Annotated in this window: 16 protein-coding genes; 1 reads left to right on the forward strand and 15 read right to left on the reverse strand. The window is 67.3% G+C overall.

Annotated elements, in window-relative coordinates; translation table 11 throughout:
* Positions 1–141: 141 nt before the first annotated feature.
* The 4 genes from G7B67_RS00955 to G7B67_RS00970 all read right to left on the reverse strand — a co-directional run bounded on the left by G7B67_RS00955 (position 142) and on the right by G7B67_RS00970 (position 4095).
* Positions 142–1545: a DUF763 domain-containing protein gene (locus G7B67_RS00955; protein ID WP_166206400.1), complete on the reverse strand. Its 1404-nt coding sequence runs from the start codon at positions 1543–1545 to the stop codon at positions 142–144.
* 142 nt (positions 1546–1687) lie between these two features.
* Complete coding sequence (locus tag G7B67_RS00960; protein ID WP_166206403.1) at positions 1688–2290, reverse strand: redoxin family protein; 603 nt, start codon at positions 2288–2290, stop codon at positions 1688–1690.
* Positions 2291–2377: 87 nt separating this feature from the next.
* On the reverse strand, positions 2378–3319 hold the full coding sequence (locus G7B67_RS00965; protein WP_166206405.1) for a GGDEF domain-containing protein: 942 nt from the start codon (positions 3317–3319) through the stop codon (positions 2378–2380).
* Between the two features lie 122 nt (positions 3320–3441).
* Positions 3442–4095, reverse strand: coding sequence for an NADPH-dependent FMN reductase (locus G7B67_RS00970; protein WP_243412189.1), 654 nt, complete (start codon positions 4093–4095; stop codon positions 3442–3444).
* Between the two features lie 264 nt (positions 4096–4359).
* On the opposite strand from G7B67_RS00970, the gene G7B67_RS00975 reads away from it, so the two are divergent.
* Positions 4360–6582, forward strand: a complete 2223-nt coding sequence (locus G7B67_RS00975) for a TonB-dependent receptor family protein (protein ID WP_166206408.1) — start codon at positions 4360–4362, stop codon at positions 6580–6582.
* 165 nt (positions 6583–6747) lie between these two features.
* Here the strand turns inward: G7B67_RS00975 and G7B67_RS00980 are convergent, their stop codons facing one another.
* The 11 genes from G7B67_RS00980 to hflK form a co-directional block, all read right to left on the reverse strand.
* A complete protein-coding gene (locus tag G7B67_RS00980) occupies positions 6748–7068 on the reverse strand; it encodes a hypothetical protein (RefSeq protein WP_166206411.1) in 321 nt (106 codons plus the stop codon).
* Positions 7069–7220: 152 nt separating this feature from the next.
* Entirely contained in the window at positions 7221–8111 is an 891-nt protein-coding gene (locus G7B67_RS00985; RefSeq protein ID WP_166206414.1) for a pirin family protein, read from the reverse strand.
* Positions 8112–8153: 42 nt separating this feature from the next.
* On the reverse strand, positions 8154–8312 hold the full coding sequence (locus G7B67_RS00990) for a hypothetical protein (protein ID WP_166206417.1): 159 nt from the start codon (positions 8310–8312) through the stop codon (positions 8154–8156).
* Positions 8313–8349: 37 nt separating this feature from the next.
* Positions 8350–10926, reverse strand: a complete 2577-nt coding sequence (gene ligD / locus G7B67_RS00995; protein ID WP_166206420.1) for a DNA ligase D — start codon at positions 10924–10926, stop codon at positions 8350–8352.
* A 122-nt stretch (positions 10927–11048) separates the two neighbouring features.
* Entirely contained in the window at positions 11049–11447 is a 399-nt protein-coding gene (locus G7B67_RS01000) for a hypothetical protein (protein ID WP_166206423.1), read from the reverse strand.
* A 171-nt stretch (positions 11448–11618) separates the two neighbouring features.
* A complete protein-coding gene (locus G7B67_RS01005; protein WP_166206426.1) occupies positions 11619–12857 on the reverse strand; it encodes a peptidoglycan-binding domain-containing protein in 1239 nt (412 codons plus the stop codon).
* Between the two features lie 29 nt (positions 12858–12886).
* Positions 12887–13396, reverse strand: a complete 510-nt coding sequence (locus G7B67_RS01010; RefSeq protein ID WP_166205908.1) for a hypothetical protein — start codon at positions 13394–13396, stop codon at positions 12887–12889.
* A 153-nt stretch (positions 13397–13549) separates the two neighbouring features.
* Positions 13550–14842, reverse strand: a complete 1293-nt coding sequence (locus G7B67_RS01015; protein ID WP_166206429.1) for an adenylosuccinate synthase — start codon at positions 14840–14842, stop codon at positions 13550–13552.
* A gap of 259 nt (positions 14843–15101) precedes the next feature.
* Positions 15102–15302 carry a DUF2065 domain-containing protein gene (locus G7B67_RS01020; protein ID WP_166206432.1) on the reverse strand — a complete coding sequence of 67 codons (201 nt, stop codon included), beginning with the start codon at positions 15300–15302 and terminating at the stop codon, positions 15102–15104.
* A 3-nt stretch (positions 15303–15305) separates the two neighbouring features.
* The gene (hflC, locus tag G7B67_RS01025) at positions 15306–16169 is read right to left on the reverse strand and encodes a protease modulator HflC (RefSeq protein WP_166206435.1); all 864 of its coding nucleotides are present in this window, start codon (positions 16167–16169) and stop codon (positions 15306–15308) included.
* Positions 16166–17281 carry an FtsH protease activity modulator HflK gene (gene hflK / locus G7B67_RS01030; RefSeq protein WP_166206438.1) on the reverse strand — a complete coding sequence of 372 codons (1116 nt, stop codon included), beginning with the start codon at positions 17279–17281 and terminating at the stop codon, positions 16166–16168. The genes hflC and hflK overlap by 4 nt, the downstream gene beginning before the upstream one ends.
* Positions 17282–17283 lie beyond the last annotated feature (2 nt).

Genomic DNA, 17283 nt, shown 5'->3' on the forward strand with positions numbered 1-17283 from the left:
CGGCGACAGCGGGTGTAATTCGCAGGCGGTCGCGGTGGGAGCGGCTTAGCCGCGAGCTCCCCCAGCCTGGACCCTCCGGCCATCGAGCCATCGACACCCATTACCCGCATCGAGGGCAGGAGCTCGCGGCTGAAGCCGCTCCTACCGGCGTGCGGACTGCGAGGCCTGTTGGCGGTGCGCGGCGGCTGCGTCGATCTCGGCCTCCCAGCCGAAGATGCTGCGGCCGCCGTAGCCGTGCGAGGCGCGAAGCTCGTCCGCGATCAGCGCCTCCACCGACGGGCCGCGCGCGCGTGCTTCGAGCCGGCGTGCCTGCGCGTCCAGCCGCCGCAACGCCTGCAGCTGTTCCTCGCGCCCGAGCCTGGCGTCGTGCACCGCGCGCTTGAGCACGGCGATCGTGTGGTCGTAGACCTTCGTCGGCACCGGGAACGGATGCCGGTCCTTGCCGCCATGCGCCAGCGAGAAGCGCGCCGGATCGGTGAAGCGGCAGGGCGCGCCATGCAGCACTTCGGCGACCAGCGCCAGCGCGCGGACGGTGCGCGCGCCGACGCCCGGGACCTGCAGCAACTCGGTGAAATCCTGCGGTCCACATTCGGCAGCTGCGGCGAGGTTGCCGTGCAGGCGGCGCAGGACGACATCGCTGCCGCGCACGTCGTGGTGGTCGGGGAGCGACAGGTGCGGCAGCAGGCCAAGCTGCAATGGCGCCGTCGCATCGTTGCTGCCGCCCGCGGCCCGCGCCGTTACGGGCAACCGTGCCGCCTGTCGGCCTTCCATCGCACCCGTTCCGCCTTCACCGCCAGGCCGGACACGTGCGCGCTTCGCACCAGGCGCGTCCTCCGCCGCTGCGATCCTGGAGTACTCGCGCGCAATGGCCTCCACGCCCATCGATCGCAGCAGCTCGACCTGCGCATCGCGTGAGCGCGCCGCGCGCCGGTCGGCGAGGTTGACGATGTTGCCCTGCCCCTGGCCTTCCACCGCGGCATGCGGATCGTCGACGAAGCTCGTCAGCTGCTCGGACAGCCAGTGATAGCGGCGCGCCTGCTTCGATGCGCCGTTCATGCCCTGCTGCACCACGACCCACTTGCCGTCGTCGGCGACGATGAAGCCGTGCAGGTACAGGTCGAAGCCATCCTGCACCGCCGCGCTGTCGACCTTCGCCACCAGCCGGCTGGCGCGCGCGAGTCCCGCGCCGTCGATCCCGACGCGCTCGCCGATCGCCAGCAGTTCCCCCGGCGTCTTGCGTGAATGCCGCCCGCGGCCGCCGCAGACGTGGATTCCCAACTCGCCCGAGAGCGGCGCCAGGCCCCGCTTGAGCGCGCCGATCACGCTGGTGGTGATGCCGGAGGAATGCCAGTCCATGCCCATCACCGCGCCGAAGGACTGGAACCAGAACGGATGCGCGAGCCGACGCAGCAGTTCATCGCGTCCGTATTCGTGGACGATCGCCTCGCACATCACCGCGCCCAGGCGGGTCATGCGATCGGCCAGCCACGCCGGCACGCGGCCACCGTGCAGGGGAAGATCGGCGCTGCCGGAACGACGGGTCATGGACGCCTCCAAAGGAGGCGCACGATGCCGTGACGACGTCGCGGATGCTGCGACGCTGGTGTTCATCTTGCTGACCGCATCGCGACATGGCCGGCACGCGACACGTCGCGCGGACCGCGGCCCGATGCCGGTCAGCCCATCGTCAAGCCGATGCCCTGCGCGCGACCGGCGTGCTTTCCGCGGTGGGCACCGGTGTCTTCGCGGCGCGCGCGATCAGGCCACGCGCCAGGAACAGTTCCACCCGTTCCAGCGGGATGCGGTCGCCGGCATCGCTGCCGTACCACGTCTCGACGATGCGGCCGTCCTCGTCGATCAGGAAGTCCGCCGGCATCAGGTTGTTGGTGTTGAGCCCGGCCAGGCCGACGATGCGCAGGCCACGCAGGAGCGTCGGCACGCGGGTCACGATCGCCTTGAGCTTGCGCAGCAGGGAACGCTCGATGCCATAGCGCGCGTGCGACTGCCCGACCGGATCGGCGGCGACGCGGAACGGGCGCGGGTGGCGCGCGACGAAGCGCAGCACTTCGGCCTGCGAGGATCCGAACACCGCGACGATGTCCAGCCCCAGCGACGACAGGCTCTGGTGGTGATGGGTCAGCTCGTAGACACGGAAGTTGCAGAACGGGCAGGCCGCGTCGCGGAAGAACGACAGCAGCGTCCGACGCCCGGTGCGGCCGATGTTGATCGGCAGGCCGTAGATGTCGACCAGGTCCAGTGCGGGCGCGGTGGCGGGTGCGAGCAGCTTCATGGCGGTTCCCGTGGTGGTGTCGGGCGCAGCTTGTCCGCCTCCAGCCGGAGGCGCCATACAGCCATGTCTAAAGAGGATTTGGAGCCTCTAGGGCTCGCCGACGACGCGGTTGCGGCCGGCATCCTTGGCCCGGTACAGGCGGCCGTCGACCGTCTCCACGAATGCAAGCCAGGGTGCGTCCCAGGCAGGCACGGCGCTGCCGATGCCCGCGCTCATGGTGAGGATGCCGCCGGTGCGCGAATGCGGATGCACAATCCGCGCGACCGCCAGCCGCGCGCGGCAGTCCTCGACGATCGCACGCGCACCGTCGGCATCGGTGCGCGGCAGCACCAGCGCGAATTCCTCGCCGCCGAAGCGCGCCAGCAAGGCATCGGGCGCCGTCACCGCAGCGGCCAGCAGGCCGGCCACCTGTTTCAGGCAGGCGTCGCCCTGCAGGTGCCCGTAGGCATCGTTGTACGGTTTGAAATCGTCGATATCGAACATCGCCAACGCAAGCCGCTCCTGCGTGCGTGCGGCCTGCGCCCAGGCCTGCGCCATCACCGCGTCGAATCGGCGACGGTTGGCCAGCCCGGTGAGCGCGTCGGTGTAGGACAACACCTCCAGTTCCGCCTGCAGCCGCAGCACGTGCTCTTCGGTGCGCTTGCGCTCGCTGATGTCGAACATGAAACCCACCAGCGCCTCGACCGCGCCGTCGGCATCGCGCACGACGTGCACGACATCGCGGATCCAGACGTAGTCGCCAGCGGCGGTGAGCGCGCGGTAGTCGGCCTCGTGGTCGACGCCCGCCTGCGACTGCGCCACGCAGAACGACACCACGCGCTCGCGATCGTCGGCATGGATGCGCTCGGCCCAGTCCTGCACCGTCGCCCAGCTCTGCGGCGACCAACCGAGCAAGGGCTCGATCTGCGGGCCGATGTAGGCGAAGCGCATCGAGGCCCAGTCGATCTTCCATGGAATCGCGCGCGTGGATTCCAGCAACGTCCGGTACGTCTCCGGTTCGGCCCATGGCCGCCCGCCCCCATCGTTCATCGCAACGCCCCCTGTGGCGAAAATCACGCCATCATGCCGGCCGCCGACCGGCAGGAACGTGACCTGTCACCGTTTCCGGAGTCCGCCGGGCCGCCCTTGGTCCGTGCCGCTACCCGCGGCGATCAGGGTCGCTGCCTGTCGCGCACGTACTCCACATAGCCCTGCAGGAAACCCCGCAGGGAGTCGCGCGTGCGTTCGTCGACCAGGCTGCCCTGCGCGTCGAACACCTTGGCGGCGCCCGACACCATCAGCTTTGCCCCGGTCCACAGCTCCGCGCCGAGGGTGCGCCAGACCGGCAGCCAGGCGTTCTGCGACAGGATCGTGCCGAAACCGCCGGGGCTGGCTCCGACCATCGCCACGGGCTTGCCACCGAACACGCGCCGGATGTCGGCAGGCGGACGGCTGAGCCAATCGATGGCGTTCTTCGCCACGCCCGGAATGCTGTTGTTGTATTCGGGCGTGGCGATGAGGAAACCGTCGGCGGCGGCGATCGCATCCTTGAGCGCGGACACCGGTGGCGGAATGCCCTCGTCGGCCTCGACATCGCCGTTGTAGAGCCCGAAGGCCGCGATCGAGTGGATCTGGATGCGGCTGTCTTCAGGCATGAGGCCGGCGGCGGCCTGCAGCAGCGCGGTGTTGTAGGAGCCCCGGCGCAGGCTGCCGGAAAAGGCGGCGATGGTGATCGGCATGGTTGGCTCGCAGCGAAGGAGGAGGTTTCCGATGAAGGCCCGGAGCGGTGAAATGTTCGTCGACGCCGGGCGCGCGCTGACGGACACGGTATCGGCACTTGTACCGCCGGTCCCGCGAGTCCGCAGCCTGGCGCCGCAGCCGTTGCCGCTGCGTGGCGAACCTGCGGCCGGCGCCCTCGAATGCGGCATCACGGCCACGGGTCCTGGCGGCCCGGGGCACATTCCCGCCATCGGCCACCCTGCCATTCGTCGACTGGCATCCGCGTCCGGACCATGCCAGCATCACGCCCTGCTTTGCGCGGCCCTGCGGGAAACGGGCCGCGCCTTCGTCGTCAAAACCCAGGATCACCGATGAAACCAATCGCCTTCGTTCCCGGCGCGCTTGCGCTCGCCGTCGCCCAATGCCTGTCCTGTCCCGCGCTGGCGCAATCCGCTGCGCCGGTGCAGCCCGCCCAGGACGACCCGCAGCAGGCGGCCACGCTGGACAAGGTCGAGGTGCTTGGACATTCCCCCGAGGACCGCTGGCCGAAGCTGCTCCACATCATGCCGGAGGTCGACGGCGCGCTGATCACGGTGACCAAGAAGACCTCGATCACCAAGGTCGAGAACATCCCCACGGTGCCCGACAACACGCTGCGCAACCTGTTCGCGCAGACGCCGGGGCTGCTGGTGTCCGAGCAGCAGGCGCCGGGCCAGTTGAACCTCAGCTACCGCGGCATCGGCAATCCGCAGGAATCCGAATTCGTCACCGTGCTGCTCGACGGCATTCCACTGGAAGGCGACTGGGTCGGGTTCCCGACCGTCTACACCTTCCCGCCGCCGCAGTCGTTGTCGGAAGTGCAGCTGATCCGTGGCGGCAGCTCGCTGCTGTATGGCCCCGAGCCGCCGCCGACCGTCAACCTTGTCAGCCGCAAGCCGGTCGCCGATCGTCCGTTCGCCGGCTATAGCGAAAACGTCGTCGGCAGCGACGGCATGTTCGCCACCTTCAACCAGGTATCGGGTACGTCGGGCCGGTGGGACTACCTGGCCGACGTGCATTACCGCCGCAGCGACGGCCAGCGCGACAATGGCAACTCCACGCTGCGCGGGCTCGACCTGCATCTCGGCTACCGCCCCGATGCGAACTCGTACACGGCGCTGGACCTGCACTCCTACGACCTGCACGCGGGCGAAGCGGGCAAGCTGAGCTATCCGCAGTTCGCTGCCGACGAAACGCAGACGACCACGCCATTCAATCGCCTGTGGACGCAGCGGCACGTGCTGAGCGTGAGCCATGAGCGCCAGTTCGACGAGAAGACCAAGCTGGTCGCCAAGGCCTGGACCGGCTACCAGGACCAGGCGTCGCGGTCGCAGGATCGCGGCCCGGCGCCGACGACCTCGACCCTGCAGGACGAGCAGTTCCGTTTCAGCGGCGTGGATGCGCGCGTGGTCCACCGCTGGGGACGCGGCAACGCCTTCACCGTCGGCACCACCCTGTACGGCTCGGATGCGCCGTTCCGGCAGTGGACCGAAGCCGGCCTCGCGCCCGCGCAGGACGACCGCTTCGGCCGTGCCTGCGCCGACTTCGCCGACGTCGCCTGCGCACGCCTGCGGCAGGCGCGGTCGAGCCGCTATGCCGCCGTGTTCGCGGAAAACGTGTTCCGCTTCAGCAACGGCTGGCACCTGGTGCCGTCGCTGCGCATCGACCACGAAAGCATCGACATCAAGGAGACGATCAAGCCCCTGTCGCTGTCGCGCGAGCTGGTCGATCGCCATGTGTCGCACACCGTGCCGCTGTTCGGGCTGGGCCTGGGCAACGATTTCGGCCACGCCAACGAGAGCTACTTCAACGTCTCGCAGGGCTGGCGCCCGGTGCGGTATTTCGACATCGGCTCGCCCTTCGGCAGTACCGCCGCCGGCGACATCAACGATCCGGACCCGACCCACGTGCTGTCCTGGGAAGGCGGCGTGCACGGCACGCCGGTTGCGGGCTTGTTCTACGACGCGAGCCTGTTCTGGATCGACGTCAAGGACCGTATCGAAAGCCAGCCGGCGGGCCCCTCGGCGCCTCCCGGCAACACCATCAACGTCAATACCGGCAACACCCGCCATCGCGGCTTCGAAGGCCAGCTCGACTACGACTTCCTCGCCGCACGCGACCCGCAGACGACGCGGCACCTGTCGGTGTTCGGCAGCTTGAGCCTGCTCGATGCGCGGTTCACCTCGACGATCAACCCGGCCAACGCCGGCAACACGCCTGCGTTCTCGCCGCGTTATCTGGCTCGCGTCGGCGTCGCGTATCGCGAGGACAAGCACCTGAAGCTGTCGCTGTCGGCGGTCACCGTCGCCAGCCAGTATTGGCAGGACTCCAACAACCCGCTGGGGACGCCGGTGGATGCCAACTACATCCCGGCCAGGGTGCCGCAGCACACGGTCGTCGACGCCTCCGCCGACTGGTGGGTGGCACCGCACGTGCGCCTGCTGGGCGGCATTTCCAACCTCACCGACCGCAAGTACTACTCGCGCGTGTTCGGCGGCGGCCTGGAGCCGGGCTTGGGACGCAGCTATTACATCGGCGCGTCGTACGAGTTCTGACGAAGTTCCCTTCTCCCCGCAGCGCTGGGAAGAAGGTGCCCGAGGGCTGGATGAGGGGCCGTCGTGCCAGAAGACATCGAACGGCGCGGCGCTTTCCTGCGCCGCAACCGGCGCCCCCTGACATCCCGACCCGCATCGCCTGCCTACCCTGCTACAACGCCGCCCTCACTCCTCCGATTCCGACGCCAGGCTGTCGAGGATTTCGCTGATCAGTTCCACCTGCGCCTGGGTCTGTTCGGCGCGGATCTCCATTGCAGCATCGTCGGGCGGGCGGATCTGCGAGCTGGCGACGATCAGCGAGGAGATGCGCCGCCATTCCTCGCGCAAGGCCACCGGGTCCGGATGCGTCGCGGCGACCGCGCTCAACAGCGCGTGGTGGGCGTCGGTGATGGCCTCCAGCTGGATCGTGCGGGCCAGCGCCACGTCGATGCGGTCGTTGGCGTGCTGCAACGCGTCCTGCAGGCTATCGAAGTGGATTTCGGACATTGCAGCCCTCCTGTCGTCACGCTAGTCCAGCGGCTGTAAGCGTGCTGCGAAGCCGGCCGTGCCGCGGTGAACGCCGCCGCGTCCGTCGCGAGTCGTCGTTTGTCGCGCCAGCACCCGCGGGCCGCCCGCGCCCGCCGCCCTGCCCGATCGCATCAGGACATCGGATTTGGCGGCGCCGGCTCGGGGGGGAGCGGGATCCATTCCTCGTGGTCCAGGTCGGGCAGTTTCATCCGGCCGGCCACCCAGTCCGCCTTGGCCTGGGCGATGCGCTCGCGCGAAGACGACACGAAGTTCCACTCGATGAAGCGCTCGCCCAGCGGTTCGCCCGCCAGCAGCATCACCGTCGACGCCTCCAGTGCCAGCACCGTGGCCGGCACGCCGGCGGTCAGCACCACCATGCGCCCTGCACCAAAGGTCTGCCGTGCGATTTCTACCGAACCGTCGGCGACATACACCGCGCGCTCGGTGTAGTCGTCGGGCACCGACAGGCGCGCGCCGGCCTCGAGCACGCAGTGCGAATACGCCATCGGCGAATGCGTCGGCACCGGCGCGCTGCTGCCCCAGGCCTGGCCGGCGATCAGGCGGATGCGCACGCCGGCATCGTCGAACGACGGCAACGCCGCCGCGTCGAAATGCGAGAACGACGGCGCGATTTCCTCCACGTCCTCCGGCAGCGCCACCCACGCCTGGATGCCATCCATGGGCCCGCCGAAGTGGCGCGCCTGCTCGAAGCGCTCGGAATGGGTGATGCCGCGCCCGGCCGTCATCCAGTTGACTTCGCCCGGGCGGATCGGCTGCTCGGAGCCGACGCTGTCGCGATGCATGATCTCGCCGGCGAAAAGATAGGTCACGGTCGACAGGCCGATGTGCGGATGCGGCCGCACGTCGACGCTGCGCGGGATGCCCGGGGCAAACGCCACCGGCCCCATGTGGTCGAAGAAGACGAAGGGGCCGACCATGCGCCGCTTTGCATACGGCAGCACGCGGCCGACTTCGAAACCGCCGAGATCCTTGCGGCGCTGGTCGATGACGAGTTCGATCATGGCGGCTCCCGGAGCGATGCTCCCGCGGCTGGCAGGCCGCCATCATGCCTGTGCGGGACGGGTCCTGCGGTGGTGGCGCCCGAAGGCATCCATCAGGGCCGGGATCTGCCCGGCGATCGCGCGCGCCAGGAAGCCCAGCGTGCCGATGCGGCGTGCCAGCCGCGCACCGTCCCTGCACTCTGCCCATGGCGGACGCTCCATGGCCGCCGGGGCCAGTGGCCATGGTCCGGCCGCGCCATCAGCCGCCCGCCCAGCGCGACAGGTCCTGCCCGACGTCATCGATGCCGGCCCAGGGATCGCGCTTGCGCCGCTTCAGCAACGCGGGGACGTCCTTCAGGGTGAAGGCATCGCCGCGCTTGAGCGCCGCCAGCTGCGACCAGGCGATCGGCATCGCCACCGGCGCACGATCGCGCGCGCGCAGCGAATACGACGCCACCGCGGTCGCGCCCCGACCGTTGCGCAGGTAGTCGACGAAGATCTTGTTCGGCCGCAGCTTGATCGTCGACACCGCGAGGTAGCGCTGCGGCTCGGCCCTGGCGAGAGCTTCGGCGAAGCCGCGGGCGAAATTCCTCACGATGTCCCAATGGCAGCCGGGATTGAGCGGCACCACGACGTGCAGGCCCTTGCCGCCGGTCGTGCGCAGGAACGACTTCAGCCCGGCCTGCCTGAGCAGGCCGCGCACGTGCTCGGCGGATTTCTTGACCTCGCTCCACGGCACGTTGGGCCCGGGGTCGAGGTCGAACACCACGCGGTCGGCGACATCGGGATCGTCGGCATGCGAGCCCCACGGATGGAACTCCAGGCCATTCAACTGCACCAGCTCCATGATCCCGGCGGCATCGTAGGCGACGAGATAGCTGGCATTGTTGCCGGCCTCTTCCTTCAGGCGCACGAGGCTGACGTGCTCGAGGCCCGGCGTGTGGTGTTTCTGGAAGAAGCACGGTTTCCCCGCGCCTTCGGGGCAACGGATGATCGACAGCGGTCGGCCCGCAACACCGGGCAGCAGGTGGTCCATGACCGCCAGGTAATAGTCGGCGACCTGCTGCTTGGTGATGTTGCTGTCGGGGAAGATGATTTTTCCAGGGCTGGTGATGCGCACGGGCGTCGATGCCCCCTCGCCTCGGCCGCGACTCACGGCCCCTGGTGATCTTGCCGTGGTCGCCTTGCGTGCCGTCGACCTGCCCGTCCGTGGCGGCGTCCCCGTCCCGCCTGCGACCCGATCGGTGTCGGCGAGACTTCCCACATCCTTGTCCGGCCGCACCGCCTTGAGCGAGGCCTGCCGCAAGACGCCCGAGCCACCGGTGCCGCGCAGGAAGACCTCGACCACGAACATCGGATCGAACCACAGCGCGCCGCGGATGTCCTTGCGCACCGCCTCGGTGACATGCACGGTCGGCTCCGTCCTGCCGGCCTTGCCGATGCGCCGGGTCAGCTTGCGGATCTGTTCGTTGTTGAATCCCGAGCCGATGCGCCCGGCGTAACTCCAGCCATGCACGGGGTCTGGCCGCGCCAGCAGCAGCGACCCGAACCCACCGCGATTGCCCTTGCCCGGCGTGTAGCCGACCACCGCGAATTCCTCGGTCTGCAGGTGCTTGGTCTTGCGCCAGTCGTCGCCGCGACCGGACATGTAGGGCCGGTCCCCGCGCTTGGAGATGATGCCTTCGAACTTCTGTTCGCTCGCGAGCTTGTAGGCGGCATCGCCGTCGGCTTCGATGTGTGTGCTCAGCGCGAGATGCCTGGGCGGGTCGTCCAGCAGCTCGGCCAGCAGTTGCTTGCGTTCCACGAGCGGTGCGTTGTCGATGGCGATCCCGTCGACATGCAGCAGGTCGAAGAGCACGTACACGAGCGTGCCTTGCTGCTCGCCCGACAGCGTGGCCTGCAGCAGGTTGAAATCCTGCTGCGTTCCCGTGCCCGCGATCAGCTCGCCGTCGAGTGCGCCCGCCTTGAGCCCGAGCTGTGTGATGGCTGCTGCGATCTCGGGCACCTTCGCCGTCCACTCGATGGCATTGCGCGACCAGATCCGCGCGACGCCGTCGACGATCGTGGTCACGAGGCGATAGCCATCCCATTTGATCTCGTGCAGCCATTGCGGCCCTTCCGGAGGGTGATCGCCCAGGCGCGCAAGTTGCGGTTCGAAGGCTTCGTTCTTCAGGGCCTTTTTACGGGCGCCGGTGAGTTTCGCCGCCTTCTTCGCCCAGTCGATGCGCCGCGGCCTGCGCTTCGGCGCCACGGTCGCCTGCTTTTTCTTGTTGGCCTTGCCGCGGCCCGCGCGCTTGGCGTCGGCCTCGGGCGGCGCGGTGACATCGGCGAGCAGGTCGTCGGCTTCGAGGTCGCCGGCGTACTGGTCGTCCTCCTTGAACAGCAGCCACTGCGGTTGCTTCGCCGGCTTGCCGCTGCGCACCAGGTGCCAGCCGCCCTTGAGCTTGTCGCCGAACAGCTCGAAGCGCAGGTGGCCCTTGGCAAGCTGCGCCTCGGCATCGTGCGGCGTCGACCATACGCCAGTGTCGAACAGCGCCACGTGGCCGCCACCATACTGGCCTTTCGGGATCTCGCCCTCGAAGTTCGCGTAGCTGATCGGGTGGTCCTCGACCTCCACCGCCATGCGCTTGACCGACGGATCGTAACTCGGCCCTTTCGGCACCGCCCAGGACTTCAGCGCATCGCCGACCTGCAGCCGGAAGTCGTAGTGCCGACGGGACGCGTGGTGCAGCTGCACCACGAAAATCGCCCGCTTGCCCTCGGGCAGCGGCTTGCCGGGCGCAGGTTCGCGCGTCTTGTTGAACTGGCGCTTGCGTTGGTACTCGACCAGACTCATGCACGGGCCGCGGGCGCGAGCGATCCTCGCGCCGGCCATGCTCGGCAGGAAGGCATGAAAAAAGCGCGAATGCCGGTTGGGCCGACACGCGTGGAAGGCTCCGCCGAGCCCGCACTGCCAGGTTAAGGCGTGAGCTGTTGCGCCGAGAGGTAACGGGGCACCTTGACCGCATCCAGGCCCAGCAGGAGCGCCAGGTTCTCCCAGCGGCCATCCCGGTGGAGGTACACATAGGCGAGGTCGACGGATTGATCGTTGACCACCACCTCCCAGAACGTCCGTCCATCGGACGCGTACGGCTCCGCTGAGTCGCCTTCCCAGATACGGCCGATCGAAATCGAGGCGACGGTCAACGGCTGCGACTTCACTTCGTCACATGGAGCGCAGAACGATTGGACGACGGTGTCCGTACCGATGGCCTGCATCGCCCGCGTCGCCTGCTCCAGCGTCAGGTATTGGTATTGGTCCGCGTGCGCCGGCAGTGCCAGTAAGCACAGTGCGGCGACCGACAGGATGGCTCTCATCTGCATGTTGACCCTGGGCGGGCAGAAGGTACGAGGCGAACTTCGACGCATGATTACGGTTACGCGATCCTACCGCTCTGGCAGCAGTCGAGGACGAATTTCATCGCTGGCGAAGCGACCGCCCTCGCCGGAACCGGCGCCCCGCGTCGGGTGACGACGATCCACGCCTCTTCAGGGGCCGGCCATGGCAGGCGCACCTGTCGCCTGCTGCGCAGACGGAGCCAAGTGCGGGGCATGCAGTGTCGACTGCGTGGGCGCGAGCCGCCGCGCGGGCATTTCGAATGGCCGGTCGACATGCGCCAGCGCATGCGCAAGCTCGACATGCACTCGGCGATGTGCCGGATCATCCAAGCGACCCTGCACCGCAAACAGGTTGACCCCGTTCGATCCGGGCACGACGTGGTCCACCCGGTCCATCCCATTGACATGCGCGGCGATGGTCAGCGCCACGGCCGTGTTTGCCAGATCCTGACTTCCACGGAGGGGATTATTCGACAACTGGCGCAAGCCGTGCTCGACCTGTTCGTACAACCGATGCTGTGGATGCGTCTCCTCCGAGAGCAATGGCCAACGGCGGGCGTCTTCCAAGGCAGCCGATGTCTCCTTGCCGATGACGCCGTCGACGTGGAGGTGGTGAGCACACTGGAATGATCTTATGGCGTGCCTGCTGTTGGGGCCTAGGTCGCCGTCAACCTTGAGCAACCGACCGTTTTCGCCTTTGTAGCCCATCCGTTGCAAAAGCGTCTGGATTTCGCGTTGCTCGGATGTATCCTTTCGCGCAGGCGTTGCCCGCGCATCATCAAGTACGTTTTTAGTATGGTCTCGCCCTGAGATTTGCCCACTTACAAGTCGCCAAGCCTCGCCTGAAGCAAATCCCCGATTGATGGCGGCCCCATAGGCTTCACGCATCGAATCAAGTGCCGCAGCGACTTGGTCTGATCGCGTGGTCGATCGATTCCCGTGTTTCGCATAGCTCCCAAACGGTTTGCCCGGCGTGTCCGGATCGTCGATGCTCGCCCACTCCTGCGCGGCTGCTTTTTGCGCTGCGTAGAGTGTCGAGCCTGCTTTCCCGACAATATAGTCGTAGATGGGAGGGCGTTTGATTTTGATCAGGTAGTCGGCAAAGATCCGCTCCTGCAATTGGGGCGTGTAGCGTTCTTCTGGCTCAATGCGCATCTTCTGGACGGCATCCAGCATTGTTGTCGGAATGATTTGATATTTGCCAACCGCAAATATCTTTTCGGGATCTCCCGGAGGCAGGCTCTGCCGGCGCAGCAACTCGCCGATCGTCACATTGGAGAAATCGCAGGCTTTCGAAGCGGGCACTATGTGCCCATGCAAAGTGCCACGATTGTAGGAGTTATAACCTCCTTCTCCACGGCTTATCAGATCTCCCAACTGATTCGTCATTGAGCCTCCTTGCTCATTCGTGCCTTTGCTCAACGCGGAGCGGGTTCTACGGCGGCATCCCATCCGCTTACCGTTAACTGGGAACGGTCGCCATGGACATTCCAGTCCCGGATATCGCCGTAGCTGACAACATGCAAGCGCTTCCCGTCCTTGGAGAAGTACATGCCGCAATAGGCGTCACCGCTGCAGGCACTGAGTTCGGGGAGGTTGGAGCAGATGCTGCATGAGCCCAAGTCAGGGTGCTCTGCGCACAGCGGTTTGAAGCCGGCGCCGACTACGTTGTAGTTGCATTTCTTGTCGGCAACTGGAACCCAGCCGTCGGCCAGAACGAGGGCGCGCATGTCAGCGTACGCCATGCCTTCTGTCATACCCTTCGCTACGGGCACGCCTGTTCGACTTTGGGCGAGGTCGCTCTTAGATGGCTGCGCGGCGGCGGCGGGCGAAGGTTCCGGGTGGCAAGCAGCCAAACACATACTGGCAAGGACGAGGATCAACGTGGCAAGGCGCACCCGCCGCAATCGAGTTTCGATCTGACGCATTTTCACTACTCCATGTGAGGTCACGCATGTTGTTCCCGCTTTGCCGACGCCTTCCTTGGCGACGTGCTGAAAGTGCGACATTGCATTAAAAATGCTTGCCCTTCAACGCTTCCGAAACCCAGATTCAGGGCAATGGGGGTTCGAAACGCTGGATTACGCCCACGGATCCTGCAGCACGATATTCGCGTCGCGATCCGGTCCCGTTGAGACCATCGCCAGCGGGCAACCCGACAACTCCTCCAGCGCGCGCAGGTAGGCGCGGGCGGCGGCGGGGAGTTTTTCCCATTCGGTGATGCCGTGGGTGGATTCCTGCCAGCCCGGGAATTCGAGATACACCGGCTCGCACTCGTTCCAGCCTTCGGCGTCGAGCGGCGCGTATTCGGTGCGCTTGCCGCGGTACTGGTAGGCGATGCACATCTTCAGCGTCGGCATGCCGTCGAGGATGTCGAGCTTGGTGATGCACAGGCCGCTGATGCCGTTGATCGCGACGGCGCGCTTGAGCGCGACGAGATCGATCCAGCCACAGCGGCGCGGGCGGCCAGTGGTCGCGCCGAATTCCTGGCCGCGCTTGCGGATGCCTTCGCCGATGTCGTCGTCGAGCTCGGTCGGGAACGGACCGCCACCGACGCGCGTCGCGTACGCCTTGGCGATGCCGAGCACGTAGTCGATCGCATCGGCCCCCACGCCGGTGCCCGCGAGCGCGCCGCCGATGGTGGTGTTGCTCGAGGTGACGTACGGATACGTGCCATGGTCGATGTCGAGTAGCGAGCCCTGTGCGCCCTCGTACAGAACCCGCTTACCCTGCTTGCGCAGGTCGTGCAGGATTCCCGCGACGTCGGACTTCATCGGCTCGATGTATTCGCCGAAGGCCAAGGCCTCATCGAGCGTCTTCTGGAAGTCGACCGGTTCGACCTTCAGGTACTGCGTGAGCACGAAGTTGTGGTAATCGAGCGTGCTGCGCAGCTTCTCCGCCAATTCCTTCGGATAACTCAGGTCGGCGACGCGGATACCGCGGCGCGCGACCTTGTCCTCGTAAGCCGGGCCGATGCCGCGGCCGGTGGTACCGATCGCCTTGCCGCCGGCGGCCTTCTCGCGGGCCTGGTCCAGTGCGATGTGGTACGGCATGATGATCGGCGTCGCCGGGCTGATCTTCAGCCGCGAGCGCACGTCGACGCCGGTTTCCTCGAGTTCGGCGATTTCCTTCTGCAGCGCGCCCGGATGCAGCACCACGCCGTTGCCGATCAGGCACAACGCATCGTCGCGCAGGATGCCGGACGGGATCAGGTGCAGGACGGTCTTCTTGCCGTTGATGACGAGGGTGTGGCCGGCGTTGTGGCCGCCCTGGAAGCGCACCACCGCGCCGATGTCCTGCGTCAGCAGGTCGACGATCTTGCCCTTGCCTTCATCGCCCCACTGGGCCCCGAGAACGACGACTGACTGACCCATGGCGGAACTCCCTGCAGCGTTTCGTAGGAGCGGCTTCAGCCGCGAGCATTTCGATACGGTGGCCGTAGGGAGAACTCACGGCTGAAGCCGCGCCCACAGAACCCGGTCACGAAAAAAGCCGGGAGGTCGCCCCCCGGCTTTTGTGCATTATCCGGGTTTTGACCGGCCGGGGCCAGCGCTGCGCCCATGGTAGGGAGAGGCGCGTCGTAACGCCGCCGGATGGCTGCCTACCCTGGCAAGGCGCGGATGGACGGAGGGCTCAGCCCTCTCCTACAGCCCGCCGGACGACGAACAGCGCCAGCAGGCCCAGCACGACCACCACCGCGCCGACGGCGCGCAGGCTGCGGTCGGGCATGGCGTGCAGCTTTTCGGCCGCGCGCTTCCATGCCCCCGGGGTCGCGAACAGGAACAGGCCCTCGAGCACCGCGACCAGGCACAGCGCCGACCACAGATCGGTCATCGCTTATTTGTCGCTGCGCAGGTACTGCAGGAAGGCATCGTTGCGGTCGAGCACGATCACCGCGTCGCCGTCGGCGAAGGCGTTGCGATACGCCTCCAGGCTGCGATGGAACGCATAGAACCCGGGGTCGCGCCCGTAGGCGGCGGCATAGATGCCGGCCGCCTTGGCGTCGCCTTCGCCGCGCAGCTTCTGCGCATCGCGCTCGGCTTCGGCGAGCAGCACCTGCTGCTGGCGATCGGCTTCGGCGCGGATCGTCTGCGCCTGCTCGACGCCCTCGGCGCGCAGTTGGCTGGCGACCTGCTGGCGCTGCGAACGCATCTGGTCATACACCGACTTCAGCACGTTGCTGTCCTCGGGCAGGTCGACGCGCTTGATGCGGATGTCGAGGATGTGCACACCGAGTGTGCCGGCACCGCGGTTGATGCTGCTGAGCTGGCGCGCGACGACCTTCTCGCGGTCGCCCGACACCACTTCCTGCAACGTGCGCGAATTGATCTCGCCGGTGAGCGCGTTCTTGATGATCGGCGCCAGGCGCTGCACGGCGACTTCCTCGTCGCCGCCGGTGGCGCGATAGAACGCGCGCACGTCATCGATGCGCCCGATGGCGAAGAAGTCCAGGCTGATGTCCTGCTTGTCCGAGGTCAGGTAGCGCTCGGGATTGGCATCGAGCACCTGCAGGCGGCGGTCGAACACACGGTCGCTTTCGACGAACGGGATCTTGAAATGCAGCCCCGGGCCGATGTCGCTGCGCACGACCTTGCCCAGGTTCAGCACGATCGCGCTCTGGCCTTCGCTGACCACGTAGAACGAGCCGAACAGCGCCAGCACCAGCACCACGGCCAGCGGTACCCAGGCGGAATATTTCATCGCGATGGCTCCTCGCGTCCGGTCGGGCGCGTGCTGCGTTCGGGCCGGGCGTCGCTGTCGGCGACGCCCCTGGTGGCATTGACGGTCGGCGCGGCGATGTCGACCGGCAGCGGCGGCAGTGCGTTGCCGCTCGTGCTTCCGCCGCCATTGCCGGCGCCCGGCATTGGCACGTAGATCAGCTGGCGGCTGTCACCGCCGACGACCTTGCGGTTCTCGGACAGCACCTCCTGCACGGTTTCCAGCCATAGCCGCTTGCGGGTGACTTCCGGCGCGAGCTTGTACTGGTCGAGCAGCAGCGAAAAGCGTTCGGCATCGCCGGTGGCGCGCGCGATCGACGCCGTCCTGTAACCCTCGGCGGTGGTGCGCAGGCGCGCCGCCTGGCCGCGCGCTTCGGGCACGATCTTCGCCGCGTACGCCTTGGCCTGGTTGATGGCCGTGGTCTTGTCGGCGTTGGCGCGCTGGGCTTCGTCGAAGGCGTCCTTCACCTCATCGGGGAAGCGCGCGTTCTGCAGGTTCAGCTCCGACACGATCAGGCCGGTGCGGTATTCGTCCAGCGACGCCTGCAGCTGCCGGTTGACGGTGCCGATCAGGCCGCCGCGCGCACCCAGCACGGTGTCCAGGTCCGAGCGGCCGACGGTTTCGCGCACGGTGCTCAACGCCGCCTGTTCGAGCACCTTGGTCGCATCGCGGGTGCCGAACAGGAACAGCTTCGGATCGTTGATCCGGTACTGCACGTTGAGCTCGACGCTGACCATGTTGCCGTCGCGCGTCAGCACCGGGACGGTGTCGTTGAACGCCTGGCTCTGGGTCGCGTTGACCTTGATCGTACGCTCGACCGGCCATGGCCACTTCAGGTGCGGACCGGGTTGCAGGACGCGATCGAACTGGCCGAAGCGCAGCACCACGCCGCGCTGCTGCTCGGTGATCAGCACGAAGCAGTTGAACACCAGCCACAAGGCGACCAGCAGGCCGATCCAGCGCGCGATGCCGCCGCTGCCGCCGAACAACCCGCGCACCGGCGCGAGGAAACGGTCGACGACACCGGCAGCGCCACTGCGATCGCGGGGGTTGCGCGGATCCTTGTTCGATCCGCCGGGGATGTTCCAGGCCATGC

Source organism: Cognatiluteimonas telluris (genome assembly GCF_011320095.1).
Lineage (GTDB): Bacteria > Pseudomonadota > Gammaproteobacteria > Xanthomonadales > Xanthomonadaceae > Cognatiluteimonas > Cognatiluteimonas telluris.